Below are 16543 nucleotides of genomic sequence, written 5' to 3'. Positions count from 1 at the left end.
GACCCATGAATTTCAAACCAACACCGCGTTTCCTGGCCGGTAGCGAGGACTCTCACGCCCATACACACCAGAGCATCGAATGGGTGCTTGAAGAGCTGGGTTTCCATGATGGCGAGAGGGACGCCATCTACTTTGGCAACTGGCTGCGTGACTACTCCCAGGTCATCGACCCCAAGCTGGTGCGCGCACCAGGCATGCCCAGACAGTTTCCGGCCGTTCTATCGCGCCATGCCTGGACCGCGCTGGTCGATATTCTCAGCGTGAAGAAATTTCAGGAGTTGCGCGCGGCTTACCCAAGGCACATGAAAGTGACGCCAGCAAAGCTCGGTATCTACCTACCGTTCGAACATATCGATAACCCGCTGGTAACCGACCCGCCCTTCCCCGATCCGAAAGTGCGCGATCCGGGCTTCCGCCCTTGGGTCCTGCAAGGCAATCCTCTGCTCGAAGCCGATCCCGATACATCGATCAAGCGCTACATTGCAGGCTCCGTCGAGTACATCAAGCATGAGCTGCGCGTCGCCATGCGCGGCAAGCGCTCGCTCAGGGGGCTGCGCGCCTTTGGCGCAGCGCTGCATGTGATCGAGGATCTGTTCGCCCACTCCAACTTCGCCGAACTCAGCCTGATCAAGGCCGGTCATGAACAGGTGTTGCCCTGGACGACGCCGACGGACGCCAAATGGAAGTTGCCGCTGGTGACCGGGACCTTCGGCGCGAGCGACGTCATCGCGAGTCTGGCCGAACCGCTGGGCAAGATTCTTTATTCCACCGAAGACCTCGAGTTCGAACTCACCCGCGTCGAGTACCGATCAGAACGAGACAAGGTCATGCTGATCCTGCTCAGCGAACACCCTGATCAGGATTACTACCGCGCCTTCAATTCATTGCTGTCGGCGCGGGATCAGTTGGTGAGCCTGGCACAAAAAGCAGGTATCGATACGGTCAGGTTCTACCGCTGGGTGATCTCAAGTCCGGCCAGCATCTTGCTGAACGCCTATAACACTGCTGCCCAGGGTGTGTTGTCCTGGATTGGCGACAGCATTGCCGATGTACAGACTGCACTGGGGCACGACCCGAACGTCGATGCCGGAACCGAGCCGACGCATTCACAACTGTCCAAGGACCACGCCGAGCATCCCCTGCACGATCTCGCCGCCCGGCTTGCCGGTGAAGCCGTGCGCCGGGTTGCGCAGTCCATGATCGACTATTGGGACGGCAAGCCCGATGCCGATCCGATCGCCGTGGCATCGTCGTTCTTCAGCCATCCAGAAGACGTTCAATGGCAGGATCGACTTGTCCGCGCATGGGCAGCTGCCAATCCGGAAAAGGTGCTGCGGGCGCAGTCCAAATCCGATCTCGATGAAGTGCACAGAAAAGCGGTCAGTGAACTCGAGCAGATTCATCGCCAACTGACCGAGAACAGCGAGAAGTTCCTGGACTACCTGTTCAACAGCCAGGACGCGCTTCCATCGGGTCTCAAGGGCTTCGCCGATCAAGCGTTCATGAACCTCGTTTCCAGCACCGGTTGGGGCCAGAAACTGCTGAATCTGGCGAAGGGCTGAGGTGCTTGATGAATATATCGATCGATACCCGCATGGCCGACCACAACGACGAACCGACACCGCTGGGCAGCACTCAAGACATAGCACTGAGTGGATTTCGCAGCACCTTTGCCTTCAACCAGTTCATCCAGGCCGCCAAGCGCGGCGATCCGGCCGGGTTCGCCCTGGCAATGGTGCCGATATTCGGCTACGACCTGCCGCCCAAAGTGTACGACGCGCTGCGCGAAGAAGCACTGGCCGGGGCTGTAGAAAACCCACCCATCGAGCTGCTCAGCGACGGTGTTTACCCCATCGAATACGACACTGCGGACCGCATCATCCGCTTGCATGCAGGGCTGCTTGACCGGGTCATTGACGACCCGACGCACACCTGGGAACTGGTGGCCGCTCTGCTGCACGCGTTTGGCAGCCATCTGGAAAATATCCTGCGCAACGATCTGGTCCCGGCGCTCTCTGATGCAACCGTTAATGTGACCCCCGACGGGTCAGGGAAAGACCGACCGTCTTATGGGGTCGCCATGGCGCAGATATCCCCGCCCCGTCGCGATGACTTTCGAGTGGGTAACTACACCACCGCCGATGGCCAAACGGGCGCAATCCGAACGTCTTTCAATGCGGCGATCAAACGTATTTCAAACCCCGGGTTCGAGCATGAACGACCGCTCCCCGATAGCGCCAGGCAAGCACGGTTCTCGGCCGGCGCTGGCAGCACTCACCATTTCACCCATGAATCGATCGAACGTGAACTGAAAGACCTGGGCCTCTCGGAAAGGGAGACGCAGGCGATCAACTTTGGCAACTGGTTGCGTGATTATTCGCAACTGGTCGACCCTGCCCTGACCCGCCCGAAAGGTGCGCCGAAAAACTTCCCAAGGCTTGTGGGGCGCAAGGCGATGACCGCCATGGTCGATGTACTGGCGGTGCGCAAATTCGCTGACGTGCGCAAGGACAATCCGCAGGCCTTTACCGTGACCCCGGAGAACCTGGGCGTCTACCGGCCCAGCGAGCACATCGACAATCCGAAAGTGGAGGCAGCCTCCTGCGATCCCACGCTTCTCGATCCTGACTTCGAGCCGTGGGTTTTCCTGGGCGACGAGTTACTGGAGGTGGATTTCGACAGCTCCATGAAGCGCTACATCCATCGCAGCGAAGCGGTGATGTGCGACGACCTGGAAGCGGCCATGGCGCTGGGCCGGACCGATGAAGGGCTGCGTCGGTTCGGCTCTGCCCTGCACATGCTCGAGGACTTCTATGCTCATTCCAATTACGCCGAATTGAGCCTCATCAAGCACGGTTACCAGGTGTTGCCATGGACTGCTCCGACCCATTGCTTCAACACGCTGCCAGTGGTGACCGGCACGTTCGGCTCCGGTGACGCATTCGCCAGCCTCGCATCCGGCTTTGCCCATCTGCTCAAGCCGACGATTGACTGGCGGTTCATGCCGACCGAAGCGGGATATCGCTCGGACACCGAAAAGATGATGCTCATCTTGCTCAAGGAGGCCGGTCTGCGAAAGCCGTATTCGGCATTCAACACCTACCTCAGCGTGCGCGACCAATATGCGCAGCTTCCAGCGAGCGAATGGATACAGTTCTATCTTTGGATCACCTCGACCCCGGCACGCCTGGTAGGCAGTGCCTTTGGCTCGATGTTCAATTCGGTGATCACGTTGATCAGTAGCAGAATCGACGACATCCAGACACACTTGGGCGCCGACCCCCATCTGGACGCCTCCATCGACCCCACCCATTCGCAACTGGCCAAGGATCACGGCGATCATCCGCTTCACGAATTGGCAGCGCACCTGGCCCGGATTGCCGCACATCAATTGACACAGGCGATGCTGCAACGCTGGGACCACGGACCCGACGCACCGAACCCGGTCATCGTGGCGTCTTCTTGTTTCATCCACCCCAACGACGCCTACAATCAGTTCGATACCTACGTAAAAAACTGGGCGCGGGCTAACCCGCACCAGATTCGGCGGGCGGCGTCGAAGTTCGAGATGGAGCACATTCATGAAGGCATCGAGCGCGCAGCGCAACGTTCCTTCGAACAATTGAAAAGAGAGGGGCAATCGACCCTCGATTACCTGGCTGAACACTTCATCGCGTTTTTCAAAAGATTTTGACGGGACTGCGCGGGTGGAGCGTCAGCGGTAGCGCCTGACGCTCCACCCGCCGTGTTGCGTTCTGAAAGCTGATCAAATCGATCTAATGGTTTTCTTGTCGGCGCGTTTAACCCTGCGGCATTCTGCGCGGTCTATTGTCACTCAATAATTCCAGGCATGAATGCCGCACTTGTATGAGGTTCACATGGAGAAAACCTTCAAACCCCTGCTCTTGGCTGCTGCGATGGCAATGTGTGCGCCATCGGTGCAGGCCGCCAGCACCCTGGTGTATTGCTCCGAAGCCAGCCCCGCAGGCTTCGATCCCAGCCAGTACACCAGCGGCACCGAGTTCGATGCATCAGCCGAAACCGTATTCAACCGCCTGACCCAGTTCAAGCGCGGCGGCACTGAAGTGGAACCGGGGCTGGCGACCCAATGGGAGGTTTCCGAAGACGGCCTGACTTATACGTTCCATTTGCGCCAAGGCGTGAAGTTTCACACCACCGACTACTTCAAGCCCTCACGCGAATTCAACGCTGACGACGTGCTGTTTACCTTCAACCGCCTGCTCAACGCCGACGATCCGTTTCGCAAAGCCTACCCGTCCGAGTCGCCGTACTTCACCGACATGGACATGAACAAAACCATCAAGCAGGTGGAGAAGGTTGACCAGCAGACCGTCAGGTTTCACCTGAACAACATCGACGCTGCGTTCATCCAGAACCTGGCCATGAGTTTCGCCTCGATTCAGTCCGCCGAATACGCCGCGCAACTGCTAAAGGAAGGCAAGGCCGAAGAGATCAATCAAAAGCCCATTGGAACCGGCCCGTTCGTGTTCAAGCGTTATCAGAAAGACGCACAGATCCGCTTTGTCGGCAACCAGGACTACTGGAAACCGGAGGATGTGAAGCTCGACAACCTGATCTTCTCGATCAATACCGACGCCGCCACCCGCTTGCAGAAACTCAAGGCCAACGAGTGTCAGATCAGCGGCTATCCACGACCGGAAGACATCGCCGAAGCACAGAAAGATCCGAACCTGAAGGTGTTGAGTCAGGCTGGCTTCAACCTGGGCTTTCTGGCCTACAACGTGACCCACCCGCCGCTTGATCAGCTCAAGGTGCGTCAGGCGCTGGACATGGCCATCGACAAGCCGGCAATTATCAAGGCGGTCTACCAGGGCGCAGGTCAACTCGCACAAAACGCCTTGCCACCTGCGCAATGGGGCTACGACCCAAACATCAAGGACGCACCTTATGACCCCGTAAAGGCCAGACAACTGCTCAAGGAAGCTGGCGTAGCGCCGGGCACGCAGATCAACCTGTGGGCGATGACCGTACAGCGCGCCTCCAACCCGAATGCGCGGATGTCCGCACAGATGATCCAGTCCGACTGGGCGAAGATCGGCATCAAGGCCAACATCGTCAGCTACGAATGGGGCGAGTACATCAAGCGCGCCAAAGCTGGCGAGCACGATGTGATGATCTATGGTTGGACAGGGGACAACGGGGATCCGGACAACTGGCTCGGCGTGCTCTACAGCTGCGCGGCGGTAAAGGGCAGCAACTACGCGAAATGGTGCAACCCGGCATACGACAAGCTGGTCACCCAGGCCAAGCTGACCAGCAACCGCGATGAGCGGATCAAGTTGTATCAGCAGGCGCAGAACATCCTGAAAAACGACGTGCCGATCACCCCGATTGCCAACTCCAAGGTGTTTCAGCCAATGCGCAACGAGGTGCAGGATTTCAAACTCAGCCCGTTCGGGCTCACGCCCTTTTATGGCGTGAGCGTGGCCAAATAACATCATCGACCAGCAATCGCAAGGTAACACTTACGATACAAACGGGTGCATTCGCCACGTGGCGACGCACCTTAAAAGCGCAACAAAGATACCGATATGCGACACGCAAACGTTCAACAGCGTCAATAATTATACTTTTGCGACATTCGTGTACGTTCGTGCCACTCTTTGACACCCGATTGGCGCCTGCATCTTGCTTTGGGTATGGCGCCTGCATAAGTATCCGCAGGGCCGACCCATAAGGTCGTACCCTCAACCAAAAAATGACAACAACTGAGGCCACCATGCTCAAAAAAGCGGTCATTCCGTTTCTACTCGGCGCAGGTTTGATCGCCAGCGCTCCCTTCGCTCAAGCAGCATCAAACCTGGTGTTCTGTTCTGAAGGCAGCCCCGCTGGTTTCGACCCAGGTCAATACACCACCGGCACCGACTTCGACGCTTCGGCCGAGACCGTTTTCAACCGTTTGAGCCAGTTCGAACGAGGCGGCACCGCTGTCATTCCAGGCCTGGCCACCAGCTGGGACGTGTCCCCGGACGGCCTGAGCTACACCTTCCACCTGCGTGAAGGTGTCAAGTTCCACACCACGCCCTATTTCAAACCCACCCGTGCCTTCAATGCCGACGACGTGTTATTTACGTTCAACCGCATGATCAACAAGGATGATCCGTTCCGTAAGGCGTACCCGACCGAATTCCCGTACTTCACCGACATGGCGATGGACACCAACATCACCAAGATCGAGAAGATTGACGATCACACGGTCAAGATGACCCTCGGCGTGGTAGACGCAGCGTTCATTCAGAACCTGGCTATGAGCTTCGCTTCGATTCAGTCCGCTGAATACGCCGCCCAGTTGCTCAAGCAAGGCAAGCCGGAAGAAATCAACCAGAAGCCGATCGGTACCGGTCCTTTCGTATTCAAGAGCTACCAGAAAGACTCCAACATCCGTTTCACCGGAAACAAGGATTACTGGAAGCCTGAAGACGTCAAAGTCGACAATCTGATTTTCGCCATCACCACCGACGCTTCGGTTCGCATGCAGAAGCTGAAGAAGAACGAATGCCAGGTCACCGACTACCCGCGTCCTGCCGATCTGGCGCCGTTGAAGGCCGACCCTGCGCTGAAGATGCCTGATCAGGCAGGTTTCAACCTGGGCTACATCGCCTACAACGTGATGCCGAAAATCAAGGGCGACGATAAGCCGAACCCTCTGGCAGACCTGAAAGTACGCCAGGCATTGGATATGGCAGTCGACAAAAAAGCCATCATCGACGCGGTGTATCAGGGCGCGGGCCAGTTGGCTGTCAACGCCATGCCGCCGACTCAGTGGTCTTACGACACCACCATCAAGGACTCGCCATACGATGTCGCCAAAGCCAAGGACCTGCTCAAGCAAGCCGGCGTGAAGGAAGGTACCGAAATTACCCTGTGGGCGATGCCGGTTCAGCGTCCGTATAACCCGAACGCCAAGCTGATGGCCGAGATGCTGCAGAACGACTGGAAGAAGATCGGCATCAACGCCAAGATCGTCTCCTACGAGTGGGGCGAGTACATCAAGCGCGCCAAGGCGGGTGAAAACGGCGCGATGCTGATTGGCTGGAGCGGCGATAACGGCGACCCGGATAACTGGCTGGGCACCCTGTTCGGCTGTGACGCAATGAACGGCAACAACTTTGCCAAGTGGTGTGACAAGCCTTTCGACAAGCTGATCCACGAAGCCAAGGAAACCACCGACCAGGCCAAGCGCACCGAGCTGTACAAACAGGCTCAGCACTTGCTCAAGGACGCGGTTCCGATGACTCCGATTGCCCACTCCACTGTTTATCAGCCAATGCGTAAGGAAGTTCAGGACTTCAAGATCAGCCCATTCGGTCTGAACTCGTTCTATGGCGTGAGCGTCAGCGGTAAGTAATACCTCCATGTGACTTCACGGTCGCGGTACCTTCAGGTATCGCGACTGTGTCGCTATGTGCGTGATTCATAAATGAAAATGCATATCGTTAGATGCGCAACCGCAAGTCTAAGAATTGGCCTACTAACGATATACACTTTTCCTACAAAGTTTTAAGGACTCAGATGTATTTACTGTGCGGTGTGACCGACATACCGTCTTCGGTTCCCGCATCTGATATTTGCCGTTGATCTGTCGGTCGGGTTTTCCGACTGGAAATTCCGTTTGCGCAAACGAATGCCAATGGTGTTTCCGGAGTGCCTCACGCAACAGACGATAAGGATTGTCATGTTTAAACACATCGTGCTGAGTTCAGTATTAACCGCCGGGCTATTGGCTGCAGTTCCGGCAACCCAAGCTGCAACCAAAAGTCTGGTGTTCTGCTCCGAGGGCAGTCCTGCGGGCTTCGACATCGCCCAGTACACGTCCGGCACGGACAACGATGCCGCAGAGCCAATTTACAACCGCCTGGCCGAGTTCGAACGCGGACAGACCAGCGTGGTTCCTGCCTTGGCAACCGGCTGGGACGTTTCCCCGGACGGTCTGAGCTACACCTTCCATTTGCGTGAAGGGGTGAAATTCCACAGCAACACATTTTTCACACCCACTCGCGACTTCAATGCCGATGACGTCCTGTTTACGTTCAACCGGATGCTGCAGAAAGACCATCCATTCCGTGTCGCCTATCCGACCGAATTCCCTTACTTCACCAGCATGGGACTGGACAAGAACATCAAGTCGGTTGAAAAAACCGGGCCAATGACCGTTGTATTTACGCTGAACAAAGTAGACGCCGCGTTTATCCAGAATATCGCAATGAACTTCGCTTCAATTCTCTCCGCGGAATATGCCGCCAAACTGATAGCATCAGGCAATGTTCGCGAGATAAACCAGTCTCCGATTGGTACCGGCCCTTTTGTTTTCCAGCGTTATCAGAAAGATTCGCAGATCCGCTATGTTGCCAATAAACACTTTTGGGACCCGAGTCGGGTAAAGGTTGATCAACTGATATTCGCCATCAATACCGACGCATCGGTGCGTGTGCAGAAACTCAGGAAAAACGAGTGCCAGGTTACCCTCAACCCGCGTCCGGCTGACCTTGCTTCGATCAAGGCGGATAAACAATTGAACGTCATCGAGAAGCCTGGCTTCAATCTTGGCTACATCTCCTACAACGTCCGTCACGCGCCGCTGGACAACCTGCAAGTGCGTCAGGCGCTGGACATGGCAGTCGATAAGAAAGCCATCATCGACGCGGTGTATCAGGGTGCAGGCCAGTTGGCGCAAAACGCCATGCCACCGACCCAATGGTCCTACGACGAAACTGTCAAGGACGCGCCGTACGACCTCGACAAGGCCCGCGAGCTACTGCGTGCCGCCGGCGTCAAGGAAGGCACCGAATTGACGCTGTGGGCAATGCCCGTGCAGCGGCCCTACAACCCCAACGCCAAGCTGATGGCACAGATGCTCCAGGCAGATTGGGCCAAGGTCGGCATCAAGGTCACCATCGTCAGTTACGAATGGGGCGAGTACCTCAAGCGCACCAAGAACGGCGAGCACGATATCTCGCTGATCGGCTGGACCGGCGACAACGGCGACCCGGACAACTGGATGGGCACGCTGTACAGCTGCGCATCAATCGGCGGCAACAATTACTCGATGTGGTGCGATGAAAAATACGAGGCGTTGATCAAGTCGGCGATTTCAACGGCGGACACCGGCCAACGGATCACCCTGTACAAACAAGCGCAGCACTACCTCAAGAGTCAGGTGCCGATCACGCCGATAGCCCACTCAACTGTCATCCAGCCTATGCGCACGCAGGTCCAGGGCTTTCTGGTCAGTCCCTTCGGACGCAACAGCTTCTCGGGCGTAAGCATCGCCGAATAACCCAAGGCAACCCCCGCCACAGGTGATTTCGCCTTTGGCACAGCTTTATCCGCAATCCGCGGAAAGAGCGAAAAAAGGCCCACGAGGCCGTTCCACCAAAGCCGGCCCACTCATAAAAACCGGCCTCTATAAAAGATGTAAACGGGAGCTTGAAAACGTGAAAAAAGCCAGCACAGCTGTATTCGCCTTATCCGCAATTGCATTTAGCGTCACGGCTCACGCCGAGCCAACCAGCCAGGAGTTCGTACCGACCACCTTGGCGACAAGTAACGCCCAGAGCGAAGCCAACGGCTTTCTGGAAGACTCGAAAGTGACCGGTTCGACCAAGAACTGGTACGCCAATGAGTTGCTGCGTCGGGGCGGCACATTCAGCCGCAGCGAGAACGGCGCCGTGGTCGACCGTGATCCACGCCGGATCAACTGGGTGCAGGGCACCATCGTTGACTACAGCTCGGGCTTTACCCAAGGCCCTATCGGTTTTGCGACCCAGATGGCGGTCTACAACGCCGTTGCGCTGGATCGCGACAAAGACGACCTGATGGGCGGCGCCAACCGTACCCTCACCCGGAACAACGGTGACGCGGTCGGCCAGTGGAGCAAGCTGGGCCTGGGCAACATCAAGGCGCGCATTTCCAACACCACCCTGACGGCAGGCCGCCAGTCTGTGAACACGCCGGTGATCGCCTACATTGGCAACCGTGCACTGCCCTCCAGTTTTGAAGGCGTGAGCATCCTCAGCGAGGAATTCAACAACCTGTCATTCCAGGCCGGCAGCTTTGATCGCGTTTCACCGCGCTCCGAACAGAGCCTGACCAAATTCCGCTCCGAGTACACTGCAAACGCGAATGTCGAAGCCGATCGCGTGGACATGGCCGGTGTGGACTACAAGCCGCTCAAGAGTCTGACCACCAGCTTTTACGTCTCCAACGTTCAGGACTTCTGGCACCAGTACTACTTCTCGTTCCTGCATGAACTGGGCGACACCGATGTGCTGGGCCTGAGCACCAACCTGAACTACTACAAAACCAAAGATTCCGGTCAGAAGAAGATGGGCCCGATCGACAACGACACCTACAGCCTGTCGTTGACCGCTACCCACAAGGCGCACAGCTTCAGCATCGCGTACCAGGAAGTCGAGGGTGACACCTACTTCGACTACGTGCATGACACCAACGCCATCTTCCTGGCCAACTCCCTGCTCTCGGACTTCAACGGCCCGAACGAGAAATCGGTACAGCTGAGCTACCTGCTGAACATGGCCGATTACGGCGTGCCGGGCTTGAAGTTCAACGTCTATCAGGCGCGTGGTTTTGATATCGACGGCACCCACTATAAAGGTACCGCCTATGACGTACGCGGCATGGATGGCGAAACCCACTACGAATACGGCGTGGGCGCTTCCTATACCATGCAGTCCGGCCCGCTGAAGGCGTCGACCATGCGCGGCACGTACACCACCCACCGTGCGAGCGCCAACCAGGCTGATGGCAACATCAATGAATTCCGTCTGGTGACCACCATTCCGTTCAACATCTTGTAACCACCACAACCGTGGGCAGTTTCGAGGCAGTTCCCAAACAGAACTTAATGCCTCGAAACACCCACTCAGTAATGGCTTCAACACTTGCGGAGGGCGCTTTCTTGAAATCGACATTCAAACTCGCAACATTGCGAAACGCAGTTGCACTGGCACTGTTCAGCGTCGCGGTCGGCGTCTCGGCCAAGCCACTGGTGGTCTGCACCGAAGCCAGTCCGGAAGGCTTCGACATCGCGCTGTACACCACGGCCGTTACCGCTGACGCGTCAGCCGAAACCGTGTTCAACCGGCTGGTGGACTTCAAGCCCGGCACCACCGAGATCCAGCCCGCGCTGGCCGATTCGTGGGAGATCAGTGAAGACGGGCTCAATTACACGTTCCATCTGCGCAAAGGCGTCAAGTTCCACACCACCGAATACTTCAAACCGACACGGGATATGAACGCCGACGACGTGGTCTGGAGTTTCCAGCGGCAGTTGGACCCGAACCACCCATGGCATAAACAGTCGGCCGTAGGCTATCCATATTTCGAGAGCATGGGTTTCAAGGAACTGCTCAGTAGTGTCGAAAAGATTGACGACAACACCGTCAAATTCACCCTCACCCGTCGCGAAGCACCCTTCCTCGCCGACATGGCCATGGCCTTCGCTTCGATCTATCCGGCCGAATATGCCGATCAATTGCTCAAGGCCAACAAGACCGACAACCTGAACAGTCAGCCTGTCGGTACCGGCCCATTCATCTTCCAGCGCTACGCCAAGGACGCCCAGGTGCGCTTCAAGGCCAACCCGGACTACTTCCGCGGCAAGCCGCCGGCTGACGCGCTGATCCTGTCCATCACCACCGACAACAATGTGCGTCTGCAGAAGCTCAAGGCCAACGAATGCCAGGTGGCGCTATACCCCAAACCCGATGACATCCCGAGCATCAAGAAAGATCCGAATCTGAAGGTCGACGAGCTGAACGCGATGACCACCGCGTATACCGCGCTGAACACCGCGCATAAATACATGAGCGACGTGCGCGTTCGTAAGGCCATCGACATCGCCTTCGACAAAGAGGCCTACGTCAAGGCGTTGTTTGGGGCAGGCAACGCGACCGCTGCGGTCAACCCTTACCCGGACACGCTGCTGGGCTACAACAAAGACCTGAAGAACCCTGCGCACGACCTGGACAAGGCACGTGCGTTGCTTAAGGAAGCGGGCGTACCGGATGGCACCACGTTTACCCTCTTCACGCGTAATGGCGGCGGCCCGACCAACCCGAATCCGACGATGGGCGCGCAAATGATGCAGGCCGATTTGGCGAAAGTCGGCATTAAGGTAGATATTCGCGTCATGGAATGGGGCGAAATGCTCAAACGGGCCAAAAACGGCGAGCACGACATGGTGTCGGCCGGCTGGTCAGGCGACAATGGCGACCCTGATAACTTCCTCACCCCAATGCTCAGCTGCGAGGCCGCCAAAAACGGCGAAAACTACGCACGCTGGTGCAATCAGAAGTTCCAGACGCTGATCGATCAGGCTCGGGAAAAAACCGATCCGGCCGAACGGGCCTCACTCTATGAGCAGGCGCAGGTTATCTTCAATCAGGACCAGCCATGGATCAGCATGGCGCACACCAAGATGTTCACTGCTATGCGCAAAAACGTGGAGGGTTATTACATTAGCCCTCTCACCACTAATAACTTCGCTACCACCCAAGTGAAGTAGAAGAAGAATCTGGCGGGCTCTTAGTTGAGACCCGCCGGAACACGCCTAACCGGCTGATGAGGTACACGAAAAGATGTTTAGTTTTATCGCCCGCCGAGTGGGGTTACTGATACCCACCTTCTTCGGCATCACCTTGTTGACCTTCGCACTGATTCGCCTGATTCCGGGCGACCCGGTCGAAGTCATGATGGGTGAACGCCGGGTCGATCCGGAAATGCACGCACAAGCCATGGAACGTCTTGGCCTGAACAAGCCCCTTTATGCGCAATACATCGATTACGTCGGCAAGCTCGCCCATGGCGACCTGGGCGAATCGTTGCGGACGCGCACCAGCGTGTGGACCGAATTCACGTCACTGTTCCCGGCCACCCTGGAACTGTCGATTGCGGCGCTGATATTCGCTGGCATCCTCGGGCTTCTGGCCGGGGTGATTGCGGCCCTCAAACGAGGGTCCCTGTTCGATCATGGGGTCATGGGTATCTCGCTTGCGGGATACTCAATGCCGATCTTCTGGTGGGGCCTGATCCTGATCATGTTCTTCTCGGTATCGCTGGGCTGGACCCCGGTGTCGGGTCGTATCGACCTTTTGTATGACATTCCTCCAAAAACCGGCTTCATGCTGATCGACACCCTGCTCAGCGATGAAGAAGGCTCGTTCATTGACGCACTGCGTCACCTGATTCTGCCGGCCATCGTGCTGGGCACGATTCCGCTGGCAGTGATCGCGCGGATGACCCGCTCTTCGATGCTCGAAGTCCTGCGCGAAGACTACGTGCGCACCGCTCGCGCCAAGGGCCTGTCGCCGGCTCGCGTGGTGTTCGTCCATGGCCTGCGTAACGCGTTGATTCCCGTGCTGACCGTGTTCGGCCTGCAGGTGGGCACGCTGCTCGCCGGTGCGGTACTGACCGAAACGATCTTCTCCTGGCCGGGTATCGGCAAATGGCTGATCGAAGCCATTGGCGCGCGCGACTACCCTGTCGTGCAGAACGGCATCCTGTTAATCGCCTGCCTGGTGATTCTGGTCAACTTCGTGGTGGACATCCTCTACGGCTTTGCCAACCCACGCATTCGTCACCAGCGCTGAGATCACTTTTATGAGCACATCTACTCCCGTAGTAGCAGTCGATCAAAGCCTGCTCTACCCGTCCGTCTACAAAGAGTTCTGGCAGCACTTTTCGAAGAACAAAGGCGCCGTTGCAGGCCTGGTGTTCATGCTGCTGGTGGTTTTCTGCGCCCTCTTTGCCCCGTGGGTCGCGCCCCATGACCCGAGCGAGCAGTTCCGTGACTTCCTGCTGACCCCGCCGGTCTGGCTCGAAGGCGGCCAATGGCAGTTTCTGCTGGGCACCGACGAGCTGGGACGTGACCTGCTGTCGCGCCTGATTCAGGGTTCGCGCCTGTCGTTGCTGATCGGGTTGTCGTCGGTGGTCATGTCGCTGATTCCGGGGATCCTCATGGGCCTGCTGGCCGGTTTCTTCCCGAAAATCCTCGGGCCGACCATCATGCGTCTGATGGATATCATGCTGGCCTTGCCTTCGCTGCTGCTGGCGGTTGCCATCGTCGCAATCCTCGGCCCTGGCCTGATCAACACCGTGATCGCCATCGCCATTGTCTCGCTGCCGTCCTACGTGCGGCTGACCCGCGCCGCCGTGATGGGTGAACTGAACCGCGACTACGTGACCGCTGCCCGTCTGGCCGGCGCCACCCTGCCACGCTTGATGTTCATCACCGTACTGCCCAACTGCATGGCACCGCTGATCGTTCAGGCCACCCTGAGCTTTTCCTCGGCCATCCTCGACGCCGCGGCGCTGGGCTTTTTGGGTCTGGGTGTACAACCGCCGACGCCTGAGTGGGGCACCATGCTCGCTTCGGCTCGCGATTACATCGAACGCGCCTGGTGGGTGGTGAGCCTACCCGGTCTGACCATCTTGCTCAGCGTGCTGGCAATCAACCTGATGGGCGACGGTCTGCGCGATGCGCTGGACCCGAAACTCAAGAACGCCGCCTGAGGACGTCCGAATGCCACTTCTAGAAATCAACAACCTCAACGTTCGCTTCGGCGACGCCACTGCCACCCCGGTCGTCGACGGCCTGGACCTGGCCGTGGACAAAGGCGAAGTCCTGGCGATCGTTGGCGAATCGGGCTCGGGTAAATCCGTGACCATGATGGCGCTGATGGGCCTGATCGATCATCCCGGCATCGTCACCGCCGACTCGCTGAGCTTTGACGGCAAAGACATGCTCAAGCTCAGCGCCCGCCAGCGTCGGCAGATCGTCGGCAAGGACTTGTCGATGGTCTTCCAGGACCCGATGACCGCGCTCAACCCCAGCTACACCGTGGGCTTCCAGATCCAGGAAGTGCTGCGCGCACACTTGGGCATGTCGGGCCGCGCGGCGCGCCAGCGTGCCCTGGAGTTGCTCAAGAAAGTCGAGATTCCCGGCGCCGAACAGCGCCTGGACGCCTATCCGCATCAACTGTCCGGCGGCATGAGCCAACGCGTCGCGATTGCCATGGCAATTGCCGGCGAGCCGAAACTGCTGATCGCCGACGAACCGACCACCGCGCTGGACGTGACTATTCAGGCGCAGATCATGGACCTGCTGCTGGCCCTGCAGAAAGAGCAGGACATGGCGCTGGTGCTTATTACCCACGACCTGGCCGTGGTGGCCGAAACCGCTCAACGCGTTTGTGTGATGTATGCCGGTCAAGCGGTGGAAGTCGGTCAGGTTCCCGGCCTCTTCGACGTACCTGCACACCCGTATAGCGAAGCCCTGCTGGCGGCAATCCCAGAGCACAGCATGGGCGCCGCCCGACTGTCGACGCTGCCCGGCATCGTGCCCGGTCGCTATGATCGTCCCAGCGGTTGCCTGTTATCGCCGCGCTGCCCCTATGTCCAGGAAAAATGCCGCCAACAACGCCCGACGCTTGACCCTAAGGCACACAGTCTGGCGCGTTGTTTCTTTCCGCTGAATCAGGAGGTGGCGTAATGAGCGAAGTCGTATTGACTGCCCGTGACCTGACCCGTCACTACGATGTATCCCAGGGTCTGTTCAAGCCCCACGCCACGGTGCGCGCCCTCAACGGCGTGTCGTTCGAACTGGAGGCTGGCAAGACCCTGGCGGTGGTCGGTGAGTCCGGCTGCGGCAAATCCACCCTTGCCCGCGCCCTGACGCTGATCGAAGAACCTTCGTCCGGCTCGTTGAAAATTGCCGGGCAGGAAGTGACCGGCGCGACCAAGGATCAGCGCAAACAACTGCGTAAAGACGTGCAGATGGTGTTCCAGAGCCCATACGCCTCGCTAAACCCTCGCCAGAAAATCGGTGATCAACTGGGCGAGCCGCTGCTGATCAATACCAAGCTGTCTGCGGCCGAGCGTCGCGAGAAAGTGCAGGCCATGATGAAGCAGGTGGGTCTGCGTCCTGAGCACTACCAGCGTTATCCGCATATGTTTTCCGGCGGTCAGCGTCAGCGTATTGCGCTGGCGCGGGCGATGATGTTGCAGCCGAAGGTGCTGGTGGCGGATGAGCCGACTTCTGCGCTGGACGTATCGATTCAGGCCCAGGTGCTGAACCTGTTCATGGATCTGCAGCAGGAGTTCAACACCGGGTATGTGTTCATTTCGCACAACCTGGCCGTGGTGCGTCATGTCGCCGATACGGTGCTGGTGATGTATCTGGGGCGTCCGGCAGAGATGGGGCCGAAGGAGGAAATCTATAACCGTCCGCTGCACCCCTATACCCAAGCGCTGTTGTCGGCGACACCGACGATTCATCCGGATCCGTCGAAGCCAAAGATCAAGATCGTTGGGGAGTTGCCTAACCCGCTGAATCCGCCGTCCGGGTGCGCTTTTCACAAGCGTTGCCCGTACGCGACCGAGCGCTGCGTTGCTGAAGTGCCGGAGTTGCGAACTGTGGATAACCGGCAAGTGGCCTGTCATTACGCGGAGCAGTTTGTGGTTTGATCGAGCCAACCGGCAC

11 protein-coding genes are annotated in these 16543 nt (G+C 57.9%); all 11 read left to right on the top strand.

Annotated features, from left to right (window positions below):
- The first annotated feature begins 5 nt into the window (after positions 1 to 5).
- The 11 genes from B3I26_RS09960 to B3I26_RS09910 all read left to right on the top strand — a co-directional run bounded on the left by B3I26_RS09960 (position 6) and on the right by B3I26_RS09910 (position 16527).
- Positions 6 to 1562 carry an HET-C-related protein gene (locus B3I26_RS09960; RefSeq protein WP_296257512.1) on the top strand — a complete coding sequence of 519 codons (1557 nt, stop codon included), beginning with the start codon at positions 6 to 8 and terminating at the stop codon, positions 1560 to 1562.
- A gap of 8 nt (positions 1563 to 1570) precedes the next feature.
- Positions 1571 to 3694, top strand: a complete 2124-nt coding sequence (locus B3I26_RS09955; RefSeq protein ID WP_296257511.1) for an HET-C-related protein — start codon at positions 1571 to 1573, stop codon at positions 3692 to 3694.
- 184 nt (positions 3695 to 3878) lie between these two features.
- On the top strand, positions 3879 to 5477 hold the full coding sequence (locus B3I26_RS09950; protein WP_296257510.1) for an ABC transporter substrate-binding protein: 1599 nt from the start codon (positions 3879 to 3881) through the stop codon (positions 5475 to 5477).
- A 284-nt stretch (positions 5478 to 5761) separates the two neighbouring features.
- Positions 5762 to 7390 carry an ABC transporter substrate-binding protein gene (locus B3I26_RS09945; RefSeq protein WP_296257509.1) on the top strand — a complete coding sequence of 543 codons (1629 nt, stop codon included), beginning with the start codon at positions 5762 to 5764 and terminating at the stop codon, positions 7388 to 7390.
- A gap of 327 nt (positions 7391 to 7717) precedes the next feature.
- Positions 7718 to 9319: an ABC transporter substrate-binding protein gene (locus B3I26_RS09940; protein WP_296257508.1), complete on the top strand. Its 1602-nt coding sequence runs from the start codon at positions 7718 to 7720 to the stop codon at positions 9317 to 9319.
- A 157-nt stretch (positions 9320 to 9476) separates the two neighbouring features.
- Entirely contained in the window at positions 9477 to 10859 is a 1383-nt protein-coding gene (locus tag B3I26_RS09935; protein ID WP_296257507.1) for an OprD family porin, read from the top strand.
- Between the two features lie 101 nt (positions 10860 to 10960).
- Positions 10961 to 12568, top strand: a complete 1608-nt coding sequence (locus B3I26_RS09930) for an ABC transporter substrate-binding protein (RefSeq protein WP_296257506.1) — start codon at positions 10961 to 10963, stop codon at positions 12566 to 12568.
- A 73-nt stretch (positions 12569 to 12641) separates the two neighbouring features.
- Positions 12642 to 13652 carry an ABC transporter permease subunit gene (locus B3I26_RS09925; protein ID WP_133752720.1) on the top strand — a complete coding sequence of 337 codons (1011 nt, stop codon included), beginning with the start codon at positions 12642 to 12644 and terminating at the stop codon, positions 13650 to 13652.
- 10 nt (positions 13653 to 13662) lie between these two features.
- Positions 13663 to 14574: an ABC transporter permease subunit gene (locus tag B3I26_RS09920; RefSeq protein ID WP_296257505.1), complete on the top strand. Its 912-nt coding sequence runs from the start codon at positions 13663 to 13665 to the stop codon at positions 14572 to 14574.
- Between the two features lie 10 nt (positions 14575 to 14584).
- Entirely contained in the window at positions 14585 to 15553 is a 969-nt protein-coding gene (locus tag B3I26_RS09915) for an ABC transporter ATP-binding protein (protein WP_296257504.1), read from the top strand.
- Positions 15553 to 16527 (top strand): peptide ABC transporter ATP-binding protein, encoded by a 975-nt coding sequence (locus tag B3I26_RS09910; RefSeq protein WP_296257503.1) that lies wholly within the window; start codon positions 15553 to 15555, stop codon positions 16525 to 16527. The genes B3I26_RS09915 and B3I26_RS09910 overlap by 1 nt, the downstream gene beginning before the upstream one ends.
- Positions 16528 to 16543: the final 16 nt, after the last annotated feature.

The sequence above is a fragment of the Pseudomonas sp. UBA5706 genome (genome assembly GCF_002419965.1).
GTDB lineage: Bacteria > Pseudomonadota > Gammaproteobacteria > Pseudomonadales > Pseudomonadaceae > Aquipseudomonas.
The sequence above is the reverse complement of the archived record's forward strand: the minus strand, read 5'-3'. Positions and strand labels throughout refer to the sequence as shown.

Coding starts and splice junctions, on each gene's coding strand:
- B3I26_RS09950 (WP_296257510.1), top strand. CDS start 3,879: ATGGAGAAAACCTTCAAACCCCTGCTCTTGGCTGCTGCGATGGCAATG.
- B3I26_RS09910 (WP_296257503.1), top strand. CDS start 15,553: ATGAGCGAAGTCGTATTGACTGCCCGTGACCTGACCCGTCACTACGAT.
- B3I26_RS09920 (WP_296257505.1), top strand. CDS start 13,663: ATGAGCACATCTACTCCCGTAGTAGCAGTCGATCAAAGCCTGCTCTAC.
- B3I26_RS09915 (WP_296257504.1), top strand. CDS start 14,585: ATGCCACTTCTAGAAATCAACAACCTCAACGTTCGCTTCGGCGACGCC.
- B3I26_RS09945 (WP_296257509.1), top strand. CDS start 5,762: ATGCTCAAAAAAGCGGTCATTCCGTTTCTACTCGGCGCAGGTTTGATC.
- B3I26_RS09940 (WP_296257508.1), top strand. CDS start 7,718: ATGTTTAAACACATCGTGCTGAGTTCAGTATTAACCGCCGGGCTATTG.
- B3I26_RS09955 (WP_296257511.1), top strand. CDS start 1,571: ATGAATATATCGATCGATACCCGCATGGCCGACCACAACGACGAACCG.
- B3I26_RS09960 (WP_296257512.1), top strand. CDS start 6: ATGAATTTCAAACCAACACCGCGTTTCCTGGCCGGTAGCGAGGACTCT.
- B3I26_RS09925 (WP_133752720.1), top strand. CDS start 12,642: ATGTTTAGTTTTATCGCCCGCCGAGTGGGGTTACTGATACCCACCTTC.